This window comes from Kitasatospora sp. NRRL B-11411 (assembly GCF_000721345.1).
Lineage (GTDB): Bacteria > Actinomycetota > Actinomycetes > Streptomycetales > Streptomycetaceae > Kitasatospora > Kitasatospora cineracea.
In genome coordinates this window covers 78,495-100,893 of the sequence record NZ_JOGH01000034.1, presented here as the reverse complement: position 1 = coordinate 100,893, position 22,399 = coordinate 78,495, and the positions used below count along the sequence as shown (strand labels likewise).

The 22,399-nt window shown below is 70.7% G+C and carries 24 protein-coding genes; 13 read left to right on the top strand and 11 right to left on the bottom strand.

The window, feature by feature from the left end; all coding sequences use genetic code 11:
• The first annotated feature begins 233 nt into the window (after positions 1–233).
• The 13 genes from IH44_RS0118135 (at position 234) to mobF (ending at position 12,717) form a co-directional block, all read left to right on the top strand.
• On the top strand, positions 234–866 hold the full coding sequence (locus tag IH44_RS0118135) for a hypothetical protein (RefSeq protein ID WP_030460639.1): 633 nt from the start codon (positions 234–236) through the stop codon (positions 864–866).
• Between the two features lie 66 nt (positions 867–932).
• Positions 933–1,292, top strand: coding sequence for a hypothetical protein (locus IH44_RS0118130; protein WP_030460638.1), 360 nt, complete (start codon positions 933–935; stop codon positions 1,290–1,292).
• A 126-nt stretch (positions 1,293–1,418) separates the two neighbouring features.
• A complete protein-coding gene (locus tag IH44_RS0118125; RefSeq protein WP_030460637.1) occupies positions 1,419–2,282 on the top strand; it encodes a hypothetical protein in 864 nt (287 codons plus the stop codon).
• Positions 2,283–2,402: 120 nt separating this feature from the next.
• Entirely contained in the window at positions 2,403–2,804 is a 402-nt protein-coding gene (locus IH44_RS0118120; RefSeq protein WP_030460636.1) for a DUF6409 family protein, read from the top strand.
• A gap of 329 nt (positions 2,805–3,133) precedes the next feature.
• On the top strand, positions 3,134–4,147 hold the full coding sequence (locus IH44_RS0118115; RefSeq protein ID WP_081966948.1) for a DUF3560 domain-containing protein: 1,014 nt from the start codon (positions 3,134–3,136) through the stop codon (positions 4,145–4,147).
• Positions 4,148–4,220: 73 nt separating this feature from the next.
• Entirely contained in the window at positions 4,221–4,919 is a 699-nt protein-coding gene (locus tag IH44_RS0118110; protein ID WP_081966947.1) for a hypothetical protein, read from the top strand.
• A 59-nt stretch (positions 4,920–4,978) separates the two neighbouring features.
• Positions 4,979–5,407 (top strand): DUF6197 family protein, encoded by a 429-nt coding sequence (locus tag IH44_RS0118105; RefSeq protein WP_030460633.1) that lies wholly within the window; start codon positions 4,979–4,981, stop codon positions 5,405–5,407.
• A gap of 41 nt (positions 5,408–5,448) precedes the next feature.
• Positions 5,449–5,850 carry a DUF6181 family protein gene (locus IH44_RS0118100; RefSeq protein WP_030460632.1) on the top strand — a complete coding sequence of 134 codons (402 nt, stop codon included), beginning with the start codon at positions 5,449–5,451 and terminating at the stop codon, positions 5,848–5,850.
• Complete coding sequence (locus tag IH44_RS0118095) at positions 5,847–6,452, top strand: DUF6349 family protein (RefSeq protein ID WP_030460631.1); 606 nt, start codon at positions 5,847–5,849, stop codon at positions 6,450–6,452. Before IH44_RS0118100 ends, IH44_RS0118095 begins: the two co-directional genes overlap by 4 nt.
• 202 nt (positions 6,453–6,654) lie before the next feature.
• Positions 6,655–6,933, top strand: a complete 279-nt coding sequence (locus IH44_RS0118090) for a DUF6211 family protein (protein ID WP_030460630.1) — start codon at positions 6,655–6,657, stop codon at positions 6,931–6,933.
• Entirely contained in the window at positions 6,930–7,628 is a 699-nt protein-coding gene (locus IH44_RS0118085) for a hypothetical protein (protein ID WP_030460629.1), read from the top strand. The genes IH44_RS0118090 and IH44_RS0118085 overlap by 4 nt, the downstream gene beginning before the upstream one ends.
• 3 nt (positions 7,629–7,631) lie before the next feature.
• Positions 7,632–7,805, top strand: coding sequence for a hypothetical protein (locus IH44_RS47305; RefSeq protein ID WP_198545006.1), 174 nt, complete (start codon positions 7,632–7,634; stop codon positions 7,803–7,805).
• A gap of 457 nt (positions 7,806–8,262) precedes the next feature.
• Positions 8,263–12,717 carry a MobF family relaxase gene (gene mobF / locus IH44_RS0118075; protein ID WP_232794994.1) on the top strand — a complete coding sequence of 1,485 codons (4,455 nt, stop codon included), beginning with the start codon at positions 8,263–8,265 and terminating at the stop codon, positions 12,715–12,717.
• 16 nt (positions 12,718–12,733) lie between these two features.
• Here the strand turns inward: mobF and IH44_RS0118070 are convergent, their stop codons facing one another.
• The 11 genes from IH44_RS0118070 to IH44_RS0118020 all read right to left on the bottom strand — a co-directional run bounded on the left by IH44_RS0118070 (position 12,734) and on the right by IH44_RS0118020 (position 22,396).
• On the bottom strand, positions 12,734–13,111 hold the full coding sequence (locus tag IH44_RS0118070; RefSeq protein ID WP_030460627.1) for a hypothetical protein: 378 nt from the start codon (positions 13,109–13,111) through the stop codon (positions 12,734–12,736).
• Between the two features lie 29 nt (positions 13,112–13,140).
• Positions 13,141–13,425 (bottom strand): hypothetical protein, encoded by a 285-nt coding sequence (locus IH44_RS0118065; RefSeq protein ID WP_030460626.1) that lies wholly within the window; start codon positions 13,423–13,425, stop codon positions 13,141–13,143.
• A 110-nt stretch (positions 13,426–13,535) separates the two neighbouring features.
• On the bottom strand, positions 13,536–14,483 hold the full coding sequence (locus IH44_RS0118060; RefSeq protein ID WP_030460625.1) for a thiopeptide-type bacteriocin biosynthesis protein: 948 nt from the start codon (positions 14,481–14,483) through the stop codon (positions 13,536–13,538).
• 11 nt (positions 14,484–14,494) lie between these two features.
• On the bottom strand, positions 14,495–15,637 hold the full coding sequence (locus tag IH44_RS0118055; RefSeq protein ID WP_030460624.1) for a lanthionine synthetase C family protein: 1,143 nt from the start codon (positions 15,635–15,637) through the stop codon (positions 14,495–14,497).
• A complete protein-coding gene (locus IH44_RS0118050) occupies positions 15,634–18,666 on the bottom strand; it encodes a lantibiotic dehydratase (protein ID WP_035955499.1) in 3,033 nt (1,010 codons plus the stop codon). Before IH44_RS0118050 ends, IH44_RS0118055 begins: the two co-directional genes overlap by 4 nt.
• 78 nt (positions 18,667–18,744) lie before the next feature.
• A complete protein-coding gene (locus IH44_RS41150) occupies positions 18,745–18,936 on the bottom strand; it encodes an FxLD family lanthipeptide (protein ID WP_035955497.1) in 192 nt (63 codons plus the stop codon).
• Positions 18,937–19,012: 76 nt separating this feature from the next.
• Positions 19,013–20,269: a methyltransferase, FxLD system gene (gene fxlM, locus IH44_RS0118040; protein ID WP_232794993.1), complete on the bottom strand. Its 1,257-nt coding sequence runs from the start codon at positions 20,267–20,269 to the stop codon at positions 19,013–19,015.
• 170 nt (positions 20,270–20,439) lie between these two features.
• Complete coding sequence (locus IH44_RS0118035) at positions 20,440–20,643, bottom strand: DUF5999 family protein (RefSeq protein WP_030460621.1); 204 nt, start codon at positions 20,641–20,643, stop codon at positions 20,440–20,442.
• 74 nt (positions 20,644–20,717) lie between these two features.
• Positions 20,718–21,110 (bottom strand): hypothetical protein, encoded by a 393-nt coding sequence (locus tag IH44_RS0118030; protein ID WP_030460620.1) that lies wholly within the window; start codon positions 21,108–21,110, stop codon positions 20,718–20,720.
• Between the two features lie 60 nt (positions 21,111–21,170).
• Positions 21,171–21,635, bottom strand: a complete 465-nt coding sequence (locus IH44_RS0118025; protein ID WP_030460619.1) for a hypothetical protein — start codon at positions 21,633–21,635, stop codon at positions 21,171–21,173.
• A 122-nt stretch (positions 21,636–21,757) separates the two neighbouring features.
• A complete protein-coding gene (locus IH44_RS0118020) occupies positions 21,758–22,396 on the bottom strand; it encodes an HAD-IA family hydrolase (RefSeq protein ID WP_035955495.1) in 639 nt (212 codons plus the stop codon).
• Positions 22,397–22,399: the final 3 nt, after the last annotated feature.

The window sequence follows — 22,399 nt, the reverse complement described above, 5'->3', positions numbered from 1 at the left end:
GAGACAGCTCCTGACCACTACTCAGCGTGACTCGACCGACCCCGGACCGTCGCTCGCAAACTAGAGCTCGGAATCGCAATCTATCGATCGGAGTCACAGTCAGATGGGTTGTTGGGCTTGACCCACCTCCAAGAACATGGTTTAATTAGTGATGTCGGAAGGGGAGGGCAACACCCCAGCCGGCCACCGGAGGCCGACCGGCCCCGGCACCCACTCTCACCAGGAGAACGCAGATGGCCCAGCCGCCCACCGTCGCCGAACTCACCCACCCGATCGCCCTCGCGCTCGGCGGGAACTGGCGACCGCAGCAGGCGCTGCACGGCGTCCAGGAGTTGGCCCACGCCGCCAACCTCACCCACCTTGACGGTCGACAGCTCCACCTCTCCGAGCGCTACGACGACCCCGGCCACCTCTACGTCCGGGGTGCGTTCCCCGCCACCGACTACCCGTTCCGTAGGGGCGAGCGCGACAGCGTCCGCGTCGCCATGGACGAGGACCCCGCGCGGATCGCGGCCCTGATCTCGGACCGCCTCATCCCCGCGCACCGCGCCGTTCACCAGCGCGTGAAGGACCACAACCGCGAACAGGCCGCGATGCGCCGCCAGACCGAGGAGGCCGCCCGCGAACTCGCCGCCCGGCTCCCCGGGGCCCGGACCCGGATCGACGGAACGAGCGCCTACGTCCACATGAGCCTTGAGCCCGGGGAGGTCCGAATCGGGCTGGAAGGGGGGTCAGTGAACATCGTTCTCCAGGACGCGCCGTTGATCATCGCCGACGCGGTCGTATTCGCGGTCAGCCGATTCCTGCCCGACATCCAGACGCCCGAGGACGAGCGCGGCCAGCACGCCGACGAATTCGACCTCTGATCTCCCCGAGAATTCCGGCGGCGCGCTCCCGGAGCGCGCCGCCCACCCCGCCCCAGAAAGGCCGCAATGAGCGCCGACCTGTTCGCCATCCGCCCGCAATGGACCGTCCAGGCCCCGCACCTTCGGTGCACCCTCAGAAGGGCTCTCGCCGTCCGGCCCGGACATAACGTGTGGTCCGGCACCGAGCACATCAACAATGCTCTGGCGATGGCCTACGGCGGAGAACTCCCCGACTCCGGCCCGTGGTACCTCACGCGCTCCCAGCTCCGCACGCTCAAAATCGCCATTGAATGGCGCAGGGCCAAGCGTGAGGCCCACCCCCAGAAAACCGCTCCGGACATCCTCGAACACTGGACGGAGATAGAGGACGAGGTCATAGCGGCCTATCGGAATTCCTGCCATGCGGAAGGGCTGCACTGGATCTGAGGGCTTGCCGAATACCTCAGAACATGGTTTAATTAATGATGTCGGAAGGGGGAGGGCAACGCCCCCGACCGACACTCACCGGCCAGCCGGCCGGGGACTGCGAAATCTCACCAGGGAGACTAGGACATGCCCAGCAAGCCGAAGATGACCGAGGACGAGCGTCGCGCCTACAGTGCCCGGATGCGTGGCGAACTCGAATCCGTGATGGACCGCGCGTACGGCGCGATGGTCACCGACGAGCAGTTCTGGATCACCGTCATGCGCACGGCCGCGACCCTGGACGACCGCAGCCCCGTCAACTGCATCGCCATCGCCGCCCAGTGCCCCCACGCGACCCGCGTCCTCAGCTCCGGCGACTGGCGCAAGGTTGGACGCTTCCCGGCCAAGGGCTCCACCTCCCTGCGCATCTGGACCCCGATTCGGCGGCGGACCGACGACGCCCAGGCCGCCGCCGAGGCCGCACCCCGGGAGGCCGCCGCCGACGCTGCCGAGGGGGAGGGGCGCAGGGTCTCCGGCTACAAGGCTGGTCCGGTGTTCGATATCAGCCAGACCGACGGCGACGCCTACGAGCAGCCTGCCGCCGCCCCGATCGCCGCCGAGATCGTCCGGGACGTCCTGCTCGCTCAGTACCGCGACTGGTACCACGAGGACCCGGAGCAGGTCGGAGGGTTCGACTTCACCCGTGAGGCCCCCGACAACGCCGTCCGCATCCTGCTGTACGGCCACGCCTGGCGACGCCTGCCCGAGGCGGACGCCGCACTCCCCGGCCAGCACGCGGCCGAGGTCGCCTCGGCCGCCCATGTCGCCGCCCTGATCCTCGGAATCGCCCCCGGCCCGGCTGTCATGCCCCCGCTCGCAGGCATCGTCACCCAGGACAAGAAGCCCCCCGTGCACGAGTCCGCCGTCCGGGCCATCGAAGCGGGCCGCCTCATCGCGCGCGCCGTCACCGAAGCCGCCGGGCGTCGCCGCGAACTCGCCCTGGCCGGTTGACCCGAACCCAGAAACATGGTTTAATTAATGGCGTCGGAAGGGGAGGGCAACACCCCGACCGGCACCCCCCGCCGGGGCCGACCGGCCCCGGCGGAACCTCTCACCAGAACAGGACACACCATGCTCACCACCGACCAGGCCGCCACCGTCCAGGACTTCCCGACCGCCACCCTCGTGTGCGCGGGACCGTGGTTCCGGGGCCACCAGCTCGACACCCGCCCGGCGATCGTCGTCGGCCCCTTCGGCGGCCCCGAGTTCGCCGACACGGCCGAAATGGTCGTCGTCTGGTTCCACACCATCGGGGCCCCGAAGCCCGGCGACAGCGTCCAGGCGATGTTCCCCCACGAGCTCACGCCGCTTGATGACACGCTGACCACCATGGACCAGGCCACGTTCTGTGACCTCGCCGCGAGCCTGCCGTTCGGCCGGTTCGCCTACGACGACGGGCGCGACCTCATCGCCGCCGTGAACCGCGCCGTCCGCGAGCGGATCGAAGCCGCCCCGGCTACCCACCGCAGCTGACCCAACGCCCCGCCGGTCCGGGGGAGGGCAACACCTCCGGACCGGCGGGCCACCACACCCGAGCGGACACCCCTTCGGGGTGGCAGCAGCACGGTCCGGTGCGTTCACCGCCGTCGGCCGACTCCGCCTAGCGGCTCCGCCGACCGACGGCGGGCACCGGACCGCGAAGGACGCGCCCCGCGGGGACGCGGCAGCCCCTGCCGTCGCGCAGGGCGCGACGGCGGCGGACCGCTCGTCCCTCACGGCCCGCCCCGGTGGTGCTCACCGCTTCCAGCACCCCGTCCGCCCTCCGGGCGGCCAAAAGACTCTCACCAGAAAAGACCAGTTCGATGACCATCCAGATCACCCACACCCGCCGGGAAGGAACGCTGGTCGACGGCACCAGCCGGGGCGACGGATCGGCCGAGATCCTCAAGCTCCGTGAATACGGCCGCACCCTGCGCCAGCCCTTCCGCTGGAGCCGGAACCTCGGCTGCTGGTACCTCCCGCACAGCCGCGACCACGCTGCCTACACCCCCTCCCTCGAACTCCTCGCGCAGCGGCTGCGGGGCGCCGGCCTCGACGCCACCCTCACCGTCGACAACGCCGACCGCCGCAGCTTCTCCGAGGCCGAACAGGACCGTGAAGAGCGCGCCGAGGCCCGCGCCGACCGCTTCGGCGGGTACGCCGACAACGCCGCCCACAACTCCCGGGCCGCGTGGCAGTCCGCCCACGCGATATCCGAGCGGTTCGAGTTCGGCCAGCCGATCCTCCGCGGACACCACTCCGAGGCCCGCGCCCTCCGCGACCGCGAGCGCATGGACACCTCGATGCGCAAGAGCATCAGCGAAGGCGACCGCGCCCAGCACTGGGCCGACCGGCAGAAGGCCGCCGCCAACTACGAGCAGTTCCGCACCAACCCCGGCCGCACCCTCCGGCGCCTGGAGAAGCTGCGCGCGGACCTGCGCGCCGTCGAGAAGTGGCAGCGCGGCGAGTCCGCCAAGGGCTACTCCCGAAACCCCGACGACCCGGAGCTGACCATCCGGCACGAGGAGTTGACCGAGGAGATCGCCCACTGGGAGCAGGTCATCAAGGACGCCGAGGCCAAGGGTTTCAAGGTCTGGTCGAAGGCCGACTTCAAACGAGGTGACTTCGCGCTCTACCGAGGCACCTGGTACGAGGTCCTGCGCGTCAACCCGAAGTCGCTCACCATCCCGCACATCTTCAACGGCACCGGCAAGACCATCGTCCGCGCCACCGACGACGGATACGACGGCTGGACCTCCACCGCCCCGTACGACGACGTGTCCGGCCGCAAGAGCGCCGCCGACATGCAGCCCGCCGCACCGGCCCAGGCCGCGTAAGACCGCCGTGCCCGCTCCCGGCGGCCGAGCGCCCCGGGGGTGGGCCCCTCTCTCACCAGAAAAGGGCACCATCATGACCACCCAGCTCCTCGAACGCCCCGCTGTCGTCTCCGGCCCCGCTGCCGAGCCGGACGACCAGAACCCCGCCAACTCCGGCCAGCCCGACCACCGGCCGGACACCCCCGAAGCCGCGGCGCCCGCCGCCCTCCAGGCCGCCATGCCCTACCGCGTCGGAACCCCGGACATCGCGGGCCGCTACCCCGTGATCATCGGCCAGGACCTGGTCATCGGCCGAGCCCACCGGTGGAACCGGGACTGGTGGGTCGAGACCAGCGCGGGGGAGACCAACCTCGGCCGCCCGGACAAGGGCGTTCCCGGCGTCGAGATGGCCGCCGCCCGCCTCGCCGAGAAGTACGCAGCCGGAGAGATCACCGCCATCCCGCTGAACCAGATTCGTGCCGAGGTGCTCCAGCCGGTGACCGGCCCCGTACCGCTGCTGCACCCGCGGATGCCCGTCAACGACCGCAACACCAAGAGCGCCGAGGCCGCGTTCGCCGGTCTGGCGAACCTCCGGTGGCGCGCGGTCCTCACCGGATTTCCCGGCTCTGACAACCACTGGTTCTTGCTCTGCGAGCTGTGCGGGTGGGTCGGCCCCAAGTTCTGGAGCCACCTGCGCGGGAGGAACGGCGGCTTGCCGAGCCTCCACCGCCACGAGGGCGGATGCGTGGGACCGGACCGTGTCCGCGAGCTGATCCCCGCCTACCAGCAGTAGAGCCGACCACCGGGGGGCGGCGGCCCGCCGCCCCCCGGCCATCCCGAGACGGAACCACCATGCAGATCCGCTACAGCCCCGAGAGCATCGTCATCGCCGACACCCCGGCCGCCATCCTGGAGTGGGCCGCCCACCACATCGAGCACGTCGGTATCCACCAGGGCCCGCACCTCTTCGGCGGCCCCGGCCGCACCGCACTCCTGCCGTGCTGGCCGCGCGGCGCCCTCGAAGTGGCAGCCGGCCGGGCGCGGGGAGCCGCCGGCCGCACCTACGACTGGCCCCGCATCAACCAGGCCCGCGACGAGGCGTTCGCCCTCCTTGCCGAGACCCTCGCCGGGAGCCCCGTCGACGCCCCCGATCCCGCCGCCGCGCACACCGTCCACCGCGACGTCATCGACCGGTGGAGCGCCGAACCGGGCCGCACGGCCGCTGACGCCGCTCGCGCGTTCCGCGAAGCCGCCGCCCGCGCGGACCACGCCCTGTTCTGATCACCCCCGCACCGCTACCCGACACCCCGAGAGCCGACACGATGGACCAGACGACCACCCACCGCAGCACCACCGGGGCCCCCGGCCGACGAGGAGCCGCCACCCCGAGCAAGGACGGCGTCCACCGGATCGGGATACCCCTCCAGCCCAGACTCAGCGCGACCGAACTGATCCGCGTACTCCTCGCGGCCCCCGCCGAGACCGACCTTCACGCCCTCGACCCCGTGCAGGTCCGCGCGCTCATCGCCGAGGTGCTCACCCGGCACGGCTATGAGGTACTCGACCGCTCGCCGTACGACCCCGGCCGCGACCGTCACCAGGACGCCCGCCGCGCGATCCGGCGCGCCTACGGCCCGCGCTTCCAGGACTCCCCGGCCGAGCAAGCTGTCCTCGCCGACCCCCTGCGCGAAGTGCTCGCCACCGAGACGGGCGAGCGGCCGTGAGCACGACCGCAGCCGAACCGACCGGCGCCCGGGCCCGGCAGACGTTCTACTGGCGGGTGCGCAACGGGCGGACGCCCCAACCCGTCGAGAGCGCCCCGCGGACGTGGCACATCCGGCCCGGCCACCCGGGCGGCGCGTACAGCGACCTCGGCCACGAACTCGACCCGCCCGAGCACCACGTCCCCACCCTGCTCGCCCGCAGCCGGACGACCGGCCGCCGGGAAGGAGAACAGTTCCGGGGTGGGTGCTTGGCCTGCGACTGGGAGGGCCCCGTCCACCACGGCGACGGGTACGGCGACGGCGACAACCGGGCTGTGGAAGACGCCCACGACCACGCCTTTCCGGGCTGGCGCACCCTGCCGCCCCTCACCACCGTCGAAGACCGGTCGGCACTCCCGCGCGACCGGCGCCGGTGGGCACAGCTGACCTCCGGCTACCCGCCCGGGTGGCTGGACCAGGGTGCCCCGCTGGTCGCGTGGAGCCGTCACCGCCGCGAAGCCCACGCACCCCCGCACTACGGGCGGCCCCGCTACGAACTCCGTGTACCCCGGCCGCCGGCCACCGCGCGCACCAGCCCCGCCGATCAGGAAGCCCTGTTCTGATGAACGCCGCACGCTGGGCCAGAGCCCCGCCACCCCGGCACAAAGATGGTTCAATTACACAGCCGTCGGCGAGGCGGGCAACCTTCGCCCCGGCGGGTGCCGAACCGGCATCCGCACCACCAGGACAACAAAGGACGGCCAGCACACAAGGGCAACAAGGTGCTGGCCGTCCGGGTGTTCTCTCACCAGAAAGAACCACACCATGCTATGCGATCGGCACGCCGACTGTCCCCAGCCCGGCGACACCGTGCAGCTCAAGAGCGGTAACAGCATCGGCGCCAAGGACAGCGACAGCTACGTCCTGGTCGAGGACTTCCCCCGCACCGGCCGGCACCTCGTGCTCAACCTTCCCGTCGGCCACCCCGCGCACGACGACTGGGCCGCCGCCGTCCCCCTGGAGGAGATCGCCACCCTCACCAGGCTCGAACCCACCGGCAGCCGCACCTGGACGCCCGTCCCCGACCCGGACGCACTCCAGTGACCCCACCCAACGACCACGACCCCGAACGGGAGGCGAACGTGCCCAGCGACACCGGCCGCACGCTCCACTCACGCGCGGACCTGCGCAAGGTCCACGGCATCAGCGAATCCACCCTCCAGAACCTCTGGACCGACCGGGAGAACAACGGGCACCCGGCCGCAGAGATCATCGACGGCGTCATGCACTGGGACGGCGACGAGTGGGCGAAGTGGCACCACGAGCTCCAGCGCCGCCGCGCCGCCGCGAACACGACCAACGCGCCCAAGCTCGACGGCGATCCGGAAGAGATGGTGTCACCAGCGGAAGCCGCGAAGATCTGTGGCTTCGCCGACTCCGCCACCGTCTCCCACTACGTCAAGAACCCGCCGGAAGGCTGGCCCGACCCCGACGACTGGGACGAGCTGCCGACCCGCCGGCGCCCGAAGTGGAAGCGCTGGCGGCTGTGGCAGTACCTCGCCGACCGCAAGGGCCGCGGCCACGCCGGCGGACGTCCCACCGGCCCCCGCGCCAGGGTCGCCTACCCCTACCAGGGAGACGAACGGCTCACACTCGCCCGGCAGGCCATCGCCGCCAACCCCACGGCCACGAACGCCGAGCTGATCCCGGACCTCCAGCAGCAGACGGAGAAGACCTACTCCCGGCCGACCTGGAACAACATCCTCAAGTCCGCCCGCGAGCACCCCGAGGAGGACTGAGCTGTGCCCGACGCCCAGTGCCCGCGCTGCGAAGGCCCGCTCGGTGAACGGCCCGCCCGCTCCCGGCTGACCACCAGCCGGGACATCCCGATCTGCACCACGTGCGGCACCGACGAGGCCGTGCGTGAAGCCCAGCGCCAGGCACCCGTACCGCCCGGCGAGTGGCCGCTGACGTAGGTCACCAGCACCCAGACGCCACCCGGTGGCACCCCGAAGGTCCCCCGCTCCAGTTGTTGGAGCGGGGGACCTTCCCGTATCCCGGGTGGGCCCCGCCCCGTGACCTCGGACCCGCCCACGGAGCCGCAGGCCCCGCCACGAGGAGCGGTGCCCCCGAGCACGAAGCCCGCGAAGCCTCGGACCGCCGTCAGGACCCACAGCCGCCTCCCGCTTCCTCACCTCTCCGAGCAGGCCGCCCCAGCCCCCGCGGACCCTGCTCCCGAGGTAACAGTCCGACAGAGCACCGGACCGGATCGAGCCCGATCCGCAGCACCGACCAGGCCCCCACGAGTGCCCGACTGCCCCCGAGCTGATCATGATCTTGAATTTTGAGGACCAAGGTATCGTCGCTCCGCGACGATACAATCAGCCAAGACGACCGGATCTGACCAGAAGAGAGCGGGGGGTGAGCGGGCCGATGGCGTGGGTGACCATGATCGGCCCCTCCGACGAGCAGATCGAATACCGCCTCACCGGCGGCCACGGCTGCGGGAAGTCCACCACCGTCGACGCCACACCCCTCATTGCCGCCATCGAGGCAAAGGCCGAGGAAGCCGGGATCACCGTCGCCGCCCTGCTCGGCACCACCGAGGCCAAAAAGGTCTTCTTCCGCAACCGCACCCAGCTGCGCAACGGCAAGCCCGCACGCCTCACCGGGTTCGACGCCGTCGAAGTCGCCGCCGCAGCCGGCCTCAACGCCCGCGACCTCTACGGCGAACAAGCCCTCCCGCGCCCGGCCGCCGACGGACAGGTGGACTACCACCTCGACGCCAGCGAACGCCCCCTCGTCTGGATCGGCAGCGGCCTCAACGAATTCGGCATCACCCCCGGCAGTATCCTCGACCCCGCGCAGTTCCAGGCCGCCCGCCGGCTCATGCACGGCGAGGACCCCAACAGCGGCAAGACCCTGGTAGAACCCAAACTCGCCATCGCTCCGGCCGCGAAGCTCTCCGCCGCCCCGCTGGTCCGCGCCATCCGCCGCACCGCCGCCGAGCGGAGCGTCACCCCGGAAAGCCTGCTGGACTCCAAGGCCAAGCGCGACGCCTTCCGCAGGATGGAGAACCAGCTCGCCCGGTTCGGTGAATCGCACCGCGTCCCGGTCTCCACCCTGCTCAAGCTCGCCGGTGCCGTCGGCGTCGACGCCGTCACCCTGTACGACGAAGACGCCTTGCAGAAGGCCATGGCCGCCGAAGCCGGTGGTCACCTCGACGCCCGCGCACTCCTGCGCGCCGTCGAAGCCCGCGCCACCGAAACCGGCCAGGACCCGACCGACCTGTTCACGACCGCGTCCATGAAGCGCCGGTACGGCCAGACCGCGGGCGAAGGCCGCCGCCGCCTCGCAGACCTCCCGATGGATGTCCGCGAGGCCGTCGCCATGGCCAAGGCCGCCGGACTCGCTCCGGAAGAGGTGTGGGACGCCGAAGAGATCAGGGCCGCTCTCCTCGAAGGGCGGGTGCAGGTCGGCCGGTTCGGCGCGGACGTGACCCTCGACCTCGCCAAGTCCAAGAGCGCGTTCCTCGCCTATGCACCCGAGGACATCGCCGCCCAGGTCGAGGGCATCTACACCGCCGCCGGCCGCGAGTCGATCAGTGCCCTTGAACGGTGGACCGCCTACGCCATGCGCGGGCGGCACGGTGACGGCGCCGAGGCCGAGACCGTGCCTACCAGCGGCTTCTCCGGCTGGATGATGGTGCACCGCGCCGCCCGGCCCGTCGGCGGCGCCCCGTACGGGGACCCCCACTTCCACCTGCACTTCACCCTGGCCAACATGGTCAAGGGGACCGACGGCCAGTGGTCCACCGTGGCCGGCGGGGGCCGCGACCTGCACCGCCACGCCCGCGCCACACAGGCCCTCATGAACGCCCGCATCCGCCGCGAGCTCACCGACACGTTCGGCATCACCTTCCGCCAGGAGGAACGGACCGGTGCGTGGGAGATCGCCGCGATCCCCGAAGCCACCATCCGCCTGTTCAGCAAGCGCGACAGCCAGGTGCGGGAGCTCCTGACCAAGCTCGGAATCGACTACGACAGCGCCACCACCCGCGAACGCACCGCCGCCTCCGCCGCGTCCAAGGCCGCGAAGAACGGCGAAGCCGCCGGAGTCGAGGACGACGTCCTGCGCGCCTACTGGCAGGCCGAAGGACGCGCCGCCGGTGACGACCCCGACGCCATCGCGGCCAGCGCCATGCAGCAGGACCGGGCGAACCAGAACCCCGACCTGGACCAGCTGTGCGCCCAGGTCTTCGACCCGAAGACCGGCCTGACCAGCCACTCCAAGGACTTCACCCACGCCGCCGCCATCGCGGCCGTCCTGGACGCCCTCCCGTACGGCGTCGCAGACGCCGCCGAAGCCGAACAGCTCACCACCGCCGTCCTGCAGCACGCCGGGTACGCGGTCAAGCTGAACCCGAAGGGGGCCCAGCACTTCGCCCACGCCGACCGCTACACCACGGCCGACGTGGTCGCAGCCGAAGCACTCATCGCCACCGAGACCGCCAACCGCCTCAACGAGCAGGCCGCCGTCGTTAGCCACGACACGGTCGCCATGACCCTGTCCGCGGTCGAAGCCCAGCACGGCGGCGGCTTCCAGTTCTCCGCCGAACAGCGCGCCGTCCTCGAACGGCTGCTGACCGCCGGCCACGGCATCGACGCCATCGAAGGCGTCGCCGGAGCGGGCAAGACCACGATCATGAACACCGCGCGGCAGGCATGGGAGGCCAACGGACTCGTCATCGCCGGTGCCAGCACCGCCGCCGTCGCCGCCGCGAACCTCAAGGCCGAAGCGGGGATCACCAGCCGCACTCTCGCCTCCTGGCTCACCGGCATCCGCACCGGAGGCCCCGGCTTGAGCGGCGTTGACGTCCTGGTCGTGGACGAGGCCGCGATGTGCGATGACCGCGACATCGCCGAACTGCTGGCCCACGCTGCAACGACCGGCACGAAGATCGTCGCCGTTGGTGACCCCAAGCAGTTGCACGCGCCGGGCATCGGCGGGTCCTTCGCCGCCATCCACAAGATCGTGGGCGGACTCAGCCTCACGGAGAACTTCCGGCAGCGGGACACGATCGAACGCCGGGCGCTCGCACTGTGGCGCGACGACAACCGCACGGACGCGCTCCGCACCTTCGCCAGGACCGGCCGCGTCCATGCCCTCGCGGACAAGGACGAGACCCTCGCCGCGATGCTTACCGTCTGGGCCGACAAGCGCGCCGCGCACACCGACGACCACACCGCCGTGCAGCAGCTCCTCATGCTCGCGTCCACCAACGAGGTCGTGGAGGAACTCAACCTGGGCGCTCGCGCGATCCGGAAGGCCAGTGGTGCCCTCACCGGCCCCGACCACCTCTTCGCCCTGGCCGGCGGCGGCGAACTGGCGCTGGCCGTCGGTGACCAGGTCCTCCTCCGCGCCAACGACTACCGGAGCAAGCGGTCCCGGGGCGAGCACGAAGACGTTCTGAACGGGTTCCGCGGACTCGTGGTCGCGGTGGACGAGGACCGCCGGGTCCTGGTCGAGTGGCGCACGAAGACCGAGGACGGCGGCCACCGAGACGTTGCCGAATGGGTCGACGCCGACTACATCGCACGCGGCGGACTCAGCCTCGGATACGCCATCACCGGCCATAAGAGCCAAGGGCTGAGCGTCGAGGAAGCCCTGGTCTACGGCCCCGGCGCGCAGGCCAACGCCCTCTACACAATGATGAGCCGCGACAAGAAGGAGACCCACCTCTTCCTTCCGCTGTCCGTCTACGAGACCGACACCGACCGCGCCCGCGCAGGCGAAGCGCTCACCGACCAGGAACAGCTAGACCGAGCTGTCGCGGGCCTCATCCGCGAGATCGAGACCGGCACCGAGGAACGCATGATCCTCACCGAACTGCCGACGGCTGCCGTCCCCGCCCACGTCCGGCACATCGTCCCCGACCTGCCTACCCCGCGTGCCCCCGGCACCGGCGAGTCCGCCGAACAGGACGACATCGAGACCGGACCGAAGCCAGGGCCGCGCCGCACCACCAGCGCGGCCGACCGCACCATGCCGCCCGCAGCAGCCACGGAACACCGGCCCGCGCCCGCCGCCCGCCCGTACGCCCACCTCAGCAACGAGGCCCTGCGCGACGCAGCGCGCAAGGCCGCCACCGCCGCACGCGCCACAGCCACGGCCGCGGAGAAGGCGGAGGCCACCGCGGAGCGCGCTGAGCAGAACGCGACCGCCGGAACCGGCCCCAACGTGCTCGCGCTCCGCCACCGGCACCAGGCACTCGCCGAGCGCGCCGGAGCGATCCGCAACGTGCGCGCTCTGGAAGAGACCATCGCTGGGCACTCGGCCCGGCTGGACGACACGCGGACCCGCATCAGCGGGGTCGAGACGAAGCTGGCCGCAACCGGACGGTTCGGTCGCCTGGCCCTGCGCGGAGACCAGCGGACCGCCGCCGAGGCTGAACTCCAGCAGCTCGTGCAGACCCACCAGACCGCCGAAGGGGAGCTGGAGCGCGCGAAGGAACAGCTTCGCGAAGTCGTACATCAGGCCGGGCCCGCCGAAGAGCACGAAGCCGTGCTGGCCGAGGCCGAACTGCCGCAGGAGAAGAAGGCCGCCCTGCTGCGCGGTGCCCAGGACAAGGACACCGCAGCGGCTAAGTCCCTCCGCACCGAGGCGACCAGGGCACGCCGTACCGCGCAGACCGCCGACGGTCGAGCAGCCGGCCTCCGCGCTGAACTGGCCCTCCGGGCCGACCGCAGCCGACAGCCTGCCGAACTGGCGGAAGCAGCAGCACCGACGCTGCCGCAGCCCGAATCCCCGTACAGCAACCGGACCACGACGGACTACCCGAACAACAGCATCCCGCCGGACACCGCGCAGGACGCACTGCCCGTGTAGACCGGTGGGCGCGAACTCACTCGGTCGAGACGAAGGCCGCGTTGTCGGGCATCTGTTCACGGAACCCTTCCGGGATTGTGCCCATCAGCCAGAGCCAAGGTGCCACGTGCACCGTCCCCGTCGGATCGTGCAGGAACCTGTACTGGAGCCCTGACTCCCCTGCGTAGCCGATCTCGGGTGGGAAGCCCTGTTCCTCGGTCCACGTCAGGTAGTGGCGGCCAGCGACACGCAGCACGCGACGGCCGTCAGGGTCCTGGTCCCCGAGCATCGCGTACCCCAGACACGTCAGCCACCAGTCGCACGAGCCGCACACCCGGTACGCGGCCATCCGCGTGCCGACACCGCGGATCTGTCGGTTGGTCCCCTTGTTCGGACAGAGCTTGCACTGGAACACCTTGTGCTCCTGGCGGGTGGGCGGCCGTCTCACGTGCTGGCCCCGCGCCGGACGTGCTTGCACTGCACGCCTCGCTCGACATCCTGAATCGTGGGCTTCCGAGAGGCCCCGCATTCGATGCAGGTACTCGGCCACGGCATCGAGCGGGCGCCGGGGTAAGGCCCCTCCGGCTCGTAGCCGGCGTCACGCATCATCTCCTCGTACTCGTGCTCCTCATCCTTGATCGGGGCAGGCGCACGGGGCAGCGTCGCCTCCTTCGGCTGAGCGTCGATGTAGCTGGGGGAGTGGCCTCCGAAGATCAGTCCGAGGCTCACCCATCGCCTCGGCTGCGGATAAGTGTTCACAGGGAATCCCGTTCCGTCGTTCTGATCAGATGACTTAGGCGAGCGCGCTGTGGGAGACAGGTGGGGTAAGGACCCTTGGATCAGCGCCCGAGAACCGCTTCCCGGGCTGCGCGGGACCAGATGGATTGCTGGCGGAGCGTGAAGCCCATCCGGTTCCAGTGGAAGAGGACGTGACGCGCGAGGATTCCGCGCATCCCAAGGCCGAGTTGCCCGGCTACCGCTGCTTGTTCCAGCGCTCGCCCGCTGGCCTCCAGGCTGCTGATCCACGGCTGGATGTGAGCGAGCGTTTCGGACGCGAGAAGGGGTTGAGCGTCCACGAGGAGGAGCCGACGCATGGGCTCAACCATTCCGCTGACCTGCTCAGAGGTGATGTCGTCGGCGAGCGGACGCCGTGCTTCGACTTGGCCCCAGACGTCGCCCTGTTCGCCGAATTCCAGGCCCGCAGAGCGCATCATCATCGACATGGCCAGGAGCGAAACAGCCTTCGAGTCCAGACCTGCTTGTTGGTCGCCCGCCGTAGTCTGGTAGTCGATCACGCCGACGCTGTCGACGTGGAACAGCTCGTGCGCCAGGACCATCCCGTCCGAGCCGCCGAAGGCGGTGGCCTCCGGTTCGTACGGAGCGGCGCTCCACTCCGCGGTCACGTTCCAAGAGACGGAGCTGTCGAGCGCCTCGGCGACGTGGCGGACGGCATCCTCGGCGGCGAAGCCCGGGGCAGGGCAGTAGCGCAGCCGCCAGTGCGGGTGCTTACGGACGAACCACCAGCTACCAACGGGCTCGGCGCGAAGGGCCGGCAGGAGGTAGGCGCGGAAGATCCGGTGACCGGTCGGGTAGTCGGTGAAGCGAATGTTCGCTTGGTGCCAACCGGACGGCTCGGCGTCGAGCGCCGCGCGACCGGCGTCCTGGTACCGCTCGACGGCCGCGGACAGGAGCTCGGGTTCCGTGTCGGCGGTTCGGGCGGCGTCTTCGACGGACGCCCCGCCGAGAACGGCCAGGACCGCGTCCTCCAGACGGTCTGTGCGGTGCACGTCCGGACTCCTCACGTCAGCAAGAGGCAGGCGTCCCACTGCCCCTCGGGGTTGGCGCCGACCTCGGCGTCCAGGAAGCCGAGGGCGGCCCCCGCCTTGCCGACCAGGAGGCCGTTCTCCTCGGGGGCCGGAGCCAGCGTGAACTGCCCGATGAGGAAGCTGAACCGGTGGCGGTAGTCGGCCGGGGTATCGGCGTCTTCCGCCACGCGCTGGACGACCCGAAGGACGCCCCCGAAGCCATGGCAGAGTCCGCGGTCGGCGAGCAGACCGATCTGGTGAGGGTCGGCGAGGCAGTACAGCAGAGCGCGCTCGGCCATGCGCTTCCGGTCCCCGTCCTCAAGCACGATGGCCGCGAGCTGTTGCGCACGAGCGATTCCGGGGGTGCCGTAGCACCAGCTGGGGGCCGCTGCGTGCCCAGAAGCGGCGCCGCGGTGGCTGATCCACCGGGGCCAGCGAAGTCCGTGGGCATCGGTCTGGCGGACTTCGTCGAGCCACCGGCAGATGCGCCGGATGGCTGCTTCGTGTCCGTCTACGGTGACACCCGCCCGCATCGCCAAGGAGAGAAGTGCGAGCGGTCCCGTGATGCCGTGTGCGAGCCCGGCGTTGGCATGGCCGCCCGGTGTAGCGGTCTTGTCGCTGGCAGGAGCGTGGCCGACCCACCAGCCGGGGAGCGGCCCGTTCGTCGCGTCGGTGAGCGGCTCGCTCAGGCGGACCAGGTACTCCAGGACGCCTCTCATCTCAGGGCCGTGGGGTTGTCGCCGCAGCAACAGGGCCCCGATGCCGGTCAGGCCGCGGAAGAGGTCGTACTCCGCGAATGACGGGCGACGGCCGGCGTCGATCCGGGCGTGCGCGCCGGACAGCCGCTGCCGGGTGTGCTCAGCCACGATGCCGTCGAGGGTGTGCAGGGCGCCCGCGTACCGGTCGGTGCCGTCGGCCGCGAGGTGCAAGACGAAGGCCATCGCCGGGGCTCCGAGGAACAGGTTCGCCTCCGGGCCGTCGGCCAGGGGGCCGATCCCGGCGAGGGTGCGGTGGACCTCGCGCCATTCCCCAGTGCCCCGCCGGGCCCGCTCGATCTGGACCAAGGCGATTCCGAGCGAACCGTGGGCGAGGGACTGGCGGGGGTACGTGTCGGTGGCCGGCAGCGTGGTCGTCACGCCACAGCTCCTTCCGGGCGGTGGATGGTGGCGAGGGCTGCTGCCCTGGCCATCCGGCGGCAGGTCGCCTCGGCGGCGTTGTCGATTCCGGCGACGCGGTTGTGGTGCATGTGCAGGAGAGAGGGCAGCACGCTCTCCGGGCTGCTGCCTGCCAGCGTGCGGCGGTAGCGGTGCAGGGCCTCGCCGCGCGCTTCCCAGGCAGCGATCACCGCGTCCCCGCCGTCCAAGGCGGCGAGGCCGTTGTGGCTGGTCGTGTCCGAAAGGCTCAGGGCGAGGGCTTGCAGGTCGTGCGGTACGGCCGCGCCGTCGCTGCGCAGAAGGTGCTGGAGCAGCCAGGTGCAGCCGGCCTCGCGGGAGTCGAGGAAGGCGGTGGCGATGTTCACGAAGGACGCGGCGGTGACGGCGGACTGGACTCCGGCCGGGACCGCCAAGGCCAGCTGCCTGATGGCTGCTGCCGAGTCGGCGACGAAGTAGTCCTCCGCCGCCTCCAGCGCCGGGCCGGTGCCGTAGCGGCCGGTCTCGGGATGGTCGGTGTCCCACTGAACCCGCTGGATCAGGCCCTCTCGGCGGAGGTCTGCCGCCCAGCTGGCGACGGTTTCCGCCGTGCGGCCGAAGGCTCCAGGTTCCGGGAGTCGCAGCCGCAGGCGCAGGTGCGCGTCAGGGTCGGCATAGCGGATGAACCAGGCTGCGGGAGGCGCATCCCACCCCTCATCCAGGAGACGAGACAGGTGTGTCGTCAGCACCTCGGGCAGACGCTTCGTGCTGCCGTAGAGCTTCACGTAAGCCCAGGGCGAGGCTCCAGGCGTTCGGGCCGACGCTTCGCGGGTGGAGGAGCGGACCACAGGTGCGGGGGTGGGCTTCTGGTCGGAGGCGAGCGTTATGGCGACCTCGTGGGCGCGTCCGATCCAGCCGTAGGCCCGCTCTTCTGGAGCTTCGCGCAGGACGACCGGGTTCTGCCGCCGGAGTTCGGCGCGAAGGAGTTCTTGGTGGACCGGCTCGTCAAGGTCGAGGCGGAGTCGCTGGTCGGTGGCGCCGACGAACACCGTGCGCGGTACACCGTAGGTGCAACGCCAGTTGATGAAGCGTTCCAGCCAGTCGTCCCCGTCGCCGAGGTCGCGTGGACGCAGGTGCCACTGGGCCTCGGCGAGGATGGTGCGGCCCACACGGATCTCAGGCAGGAAGGGCAGTCGGCTGGCGGCGCCCCAGAAGAACGGGATCAGGACGGCAGTGTGCGAGCGGGCCAGCTCGCAGACGAACCGGATCACCGGGTGGGTGCCGCTCGACAGCTCGACGGCGTTCATCACCGTCGGCTCGATGATGCGCCCGGTGGAGATCGACAGGAGGTAGAGGCGATTCGAGTCCGCGACGACGCCGAGGTCATCGAGGTCCAGGGTCGCAGCGGGGTTGTGCTCGCCCACGGCCAACAGGTGGGGTGCGACGACGGGCGAGCGGCTCACGTTGTTGACCGGCACCTTCAGCGGTGGGCCGGAGACCTGTCCGCGGACGGCACCTTCGGTCAAGGTGGGCAGTGCGGCGTGCACGGCTGCCACCCGGTCCAGGTCTGCTCGTTCGAGCATGGGCAGGAACCGCCCGGTCGTGATGCCGGCTGCGAGGGAGAGCCCGATGGTGGAGAGCGTGAAGCGGCCTGCGTCCAGTGCCTGCTGGGACTCCGAGAGCACGGTGAAGACGAACTCCGCGTGTGCGGGGACCTGAGTCGGCGTGCCGACGGTAAGCGCCTCGATGTCCTCCTCGGTGAGGACGATCTCTCGGCGGGAGGTCAGAGCAGCGTTCTGGGCCAGGGCCAGGAGGTGCTCGTCGCGCGGCGTCGTCGCCAGGACAGGCCGGGGCAGGACGGTGCCGCGGTAGCTCACGGGAAAGCCGAGCCCGGTGTCAGGGTCGGTGAGCTCCCGCACCGGGACGAGCGTGCCCATGCTGTAGCGCTCCAGGAACCGGGCGAGGTAGTCACGCCAAGCCGGGGACCCGTTCGGGTAAGGCGTGATGCGGGCGACGATGTCCAGGGCCCGGCTCGCCTCCTCGGCGACCTGCCGCGGGAGGACAACGTCGCAGTCCGGCCGCAGATTCACGGCCAGGTTGGCCTCGCCGACGCTGGTGAGGCGGTTCATCGCTGCGACCGCCCTTCCCCGGAGGCCGGGTTGCTCATCAGGGTGGGCACGGTCGTGCTGGTGGAGCATGCGGTGGACGCCGCGCAGTTCCTCCGCTTTCACCTGCAACGCGGGGCCCGAGGCCCCGGAGCGCTGGGCCGCGTCCAACTCGGCCACCAGATGACCAAGGGCGTCGTCGACGGTCATCGGGGCGTGAAGGTTGGTGAGCAGGACCCGGTGGGCAACCAGACTGCGCACCATGTCCTCGATCACGTGCACGGGGGTGCCGGAGTAGTCGGCGTGGAGCTTCGCCACGACCTCGCCGAAGGGAGTGGGCGACTGCGCCGACGAGAGTGCCAGCTCCGAAGCCCGGGTGCGGCGAAGGGTGGTCTCGGTCGGCCCCTGCGCGCCGGGCTGGTGGGCAACCGCGATGTGCCGACCGCGAACGGTGCACGTCGGATCGGTGACGACGTGCAGGTGCCGCAGCACGTCCAGGTCCTGCTCAAGGGAGGTGATCACGGCGTGAAGCCACATCGCATCGGGCCTGGCGAACGTGGTGTGCTCCGTTCCCCAGTTCACCGTGCTGGACTCGCCGAAGCGCAGGGGGGCGGGGCCGGCGAAGGTTCCGAACGGGGTCGCTCGGTACTGCATCCGCAGGAGGTACCGGTTGAGAGAGAGCGCGACTCGGCGGATGCGGGAAGGGCGGACGTCGCCGCCAAGGGTTCGGCGGATCGTGGCGGCCAGCTCCGGCGCGGCGAGCTCGACGGCGCTCGCGCGGGGCTTGTCGCTCCAGACCAGCTCGATCCACTGGCGGCAGTTCTCCGCATCCACGACGGGATCGGCGACGGCGGCCGGGCAGTGCGCCAGCGAAGCTGACAGCGGAAACGCCGATGCTCTAATCATGCTCGCGTCAACGACTTGGTACATGGCCGTTCCTCCTTCGCCGGTGTGGTGCCCGGCGTGGGCGGGCCACAGGAGGCCCGCCCACGCCTTGTGGGGACTGGGTCAGCCGATGCAGGTGCTGTTCGAGCACGCGGACTGGCAGGTCTGCCCGCAGCCGTCGCCGGTGTCGTTCAGCAGCGAGCTGGCCACGGGCAGGGCCGAGACGGTCTCGATGTTCAGATCGAAGTCGGACCCGGACTCCGCCGCGAACGGCGTCGCGATCTGCGGCAGGGCCTTGGTCGTCTGCTGTGCCATGGTTCGTCTCCTCTGTCGGGAGTGATCAGTGGACTGTGCGGACGTGCTGGTGGAACCACCTGGCTACGACGGAGGGTCACGGCCAGGAGATGATGACCCGCGTGTGCGGCCGGTCGATGACCCGGCCCGCGGGAAGCTGGTCTTCGGGCGTGCCCGCCGGGAAGACCTCGATGTGCGCGCGGTCGCTGCGGTGGCCGTCGTTCCACGCCTGGATCTCCTCGACCAGGCGCTCCGCGACCTTCTGGCCGTTCGGCCCGTGCCCGATGGCGCCCAGCTCGTAGCGGTCCTCCTCGTCGGTGGGCCGCGAGCGGCGGTAGGCGAAGCTGTCGCCGTTCACGAGCGTCGGCGTTCCGACGGGGGACGCGACGGCCACGACACCGCGCTGCCTGGCCCCGATCTTGGCCGCCATGAGGGGCAGGTTGTCGAGGTTGGTTGTCAGCCAGAAGTCGAGGTGCTCCATCGACTCCTCACCGCCGACGGTGACGCCGGACCACGCCTCCATCCGAGGTGACCGAAGCGCGGCACGCAGCGCCTCCGTGTCGGGCTCGGGGTGCCCGTCGAGACGGAGCGCGACCTCGGCGCCCTCCTCGTCGTGGAGGACGGCGAGACGCATCCGGTTCTCGCCGACGCCGCGCATCGGGACGAAGCCGCACTGCTCGAACCCGTCGCTGACGAGCCGGTCGCCGTCGCGGACGAACGCGACCGTGCGCGTCATGCTGCGCATCCGCAGCGGCACCACGAGCCGGCCGTTCTCCTTGAGCTGCGCGGTCCAAGCGGGCGGGATGTCCGCGGACTGCACGGTGACCACGATGCGATCGAAGGGTCCGTGCTCGGGCGCGCCGTGCTCGCCATCGCCGGTGACGACGGTGACGTTGCGGTAGCCGGTGGTCTTGAGGAACCGCTCCGCGCGAGCGGTGACATCTGCGTCGATGTCCATGGTGATCACCCGACCGCCATCACCGGTCATCTCCGCGAGGTAGGCGGCGTTGGGGCCGCCGGACCCGATCTCCAGCACCGTCATCCCGGGCTTGATGTCGGCCTGCTCGATCTGCATCGCCTGAATCCGAGGCGCCGACACGGAGCTGATGTCCACGCCGCTCTCGTCGGTCTTGGTGATCGTGGCGGTCTCGGTCTCGTACGTCTTGGCGACGTCCACTTCCGGGGTGGCCAGGTGCCGGGGAACGGCACGGAACGCGGCGACGACACGAGGGTCACGGGCGGCCCCGACCTCGATGAGCTTCTGGACCATGGTGTCGCGCAGCTGCTGGTCCGTGGGCGGGACGTCGTTCATGCGGATTCTCCTCTTCGGCGAGCTTGCGCCTGGCGTGGTCAAGCGGGGTGGTGGACCGGCACGGACCACGAGGACTCGCGAGTCAGGGACGAGGCATCCGTCCGCGCCGGGGTGATTAACCGCCCGACGATCCGACCGGTAACATCCGGGCCGCCGGGCGGTCGTCTATGTGGCGCGCGGCAGGTAGGCCAGTGCCGCGATCTCGGAGTAGGTCATGCGACACGTCCTGCCGGAGCCGCGAGCGGCCGGTGCGGCGGGATGATCGTTCCGTCCGGCAGCAGCTCACCGGTGTCGTCGAAGATCAGCACCTGGTTGCACAGCAGGCTCCAGCCCTGCTCAGGGTGGTGCGCGATCGGCCGCGCGGCGTCCCTGTCGGGGGCTTCGGCCGTCGGGCACGGCGGGTTGTGCCGGCACATGGTGCTGTCCTCTCAGGTGTAGTTCGGAAGGTGGCCGCCTTGGGGCTGCCGGCCGTCCTCTGGCTACGTGGCGATCAGACCGCGACCGGCGCGGGCAGGCCCTGGTCCGCGAGTTCGATCATCCGGCCCACGATCTCGCCCAGGTCCGCGTCCTTCGCGCCGACGACGGCGAGCATCGACTGATCGGGAGCGCCCACCAGAATGAGCGTCTGGCCGTACCGGTCCTCGACCACGCTGTGGCCCCAGGGGTATCCGCCGGAGGTGAGGTCGCCGGCGATGCCGACGCTTCTGCCGCTCACGGAGCCCAGCGCCGCCATCAGGGCCGCCCACTTGTCCGCTTCGTCACGGGCGATTCCGGGCGAGGTACCCGTAACGAGGCCCTCGGGGCTGACATGGATGGCCGCCACGGCGCCGGTGGTCTCGGTCACCAGATCGCTGAGGAAAGGCGGCTGCGGGTGGGGCTGCATGATTGCTCCTTGGCCGGATAGCGGAGTGGAAGAAGGAACGGCGGGACGCCGATGCGTCGGTCACGGGCCGGGGTCGCATCCCGACTGCGGGCGCGGGGCGCCCGTGCCTGTTGCACGCCGTGTCCCCAGGCGGCGACCGTTGGGCAGCTGTTCCGTCCGGGTCCGCCCGTACAGGGAGTGGCCGGGGGTGTCGAGTGCTCCGGCTACCAGGAACCAGCCCAGCTCACTGACGCCCACTGCAAGGCGCTCCCACCCCTCGGTGCTGTCGGCCACCATCGAGCGAGTCCACGTCACTACGCCCTGCGCGACGCCGTCGCCGAGGGCATCGCGCAGGGCCAGCCAGCCCGCCCGGTCTTCCAAAGGCACCTGCCCCTGGTCGGTGAAGACGGCGGACACCACCCACTCGCGGGACTCGGCAAACTGCCGGCAGTGGGTCTCCAGTACGGCGTCCGGGTCTCCACCCGGCGAGGCAATGTAGATCGCAACGGGGACACGGCCCGGCGATCGAGGTGCGTCCGAGGGCATGTCACCACTGTCACAGCAGTGTCGCCCTGAGTGAACCTGCGGCCTGTACGACTTCCGAAGATCGCTGGAGGGCGAAGTCGTATGGTCCGTACGACTTCATGCGCTCCAGCCGCCCGGCAACGTCAGTGGCAGACCGCCGTGTTCGGCTCCACCGGGTCGAGGTCCAGCAGCCTGGCGACCCTGGAGGCGGTTCCGGGGCCGTCGGCGAACACGGCCGTGATGCCCAGCGCCTCGGCAGGCGCAAGGTTCGGTCGGTGGTCGTCCACGAACACGCACTCGGAGCCGGCCAGCCCCATCCGTTCCAGCGTTCGCTGGTAGATCTCCAGGGAAGGCTTCGCCACGCCCTCGACCCCGCTGATGACCCGCACGTCGAACAGGTCCCAGACTCCCGTCTTCTCGTACGGGTTGTACGGCGCAAAGCCGTAGGAATTGGACAGGAGAGCGACGACGATCCCGGCGGAGCGGGCACGCCGCGTCAGCTCCATCATCTCGTCCACAGCCCGCACCTCGCCGTGGGCGCGTCCCATCAGGTTGTCGCTGGAGACGCCCATGAGTGCCGCCGTCCGTCGGTTCCACTCGGCCTGCTCCATGCGGCCCAGCTCCAGCTCGACGTACAGCGCACGGCCTTCGGGATCATCCTCCAGCGTGCGCCGCCAGGTGTCGGCCGGCAGTCCCTCGCTGGCGCACCACGCCCGCGAGGACTGCCCGATCGGAGTGGTCATCACGCCCGCGAAGTCGAGTATCAGGCCGCGGTAGGACAACGG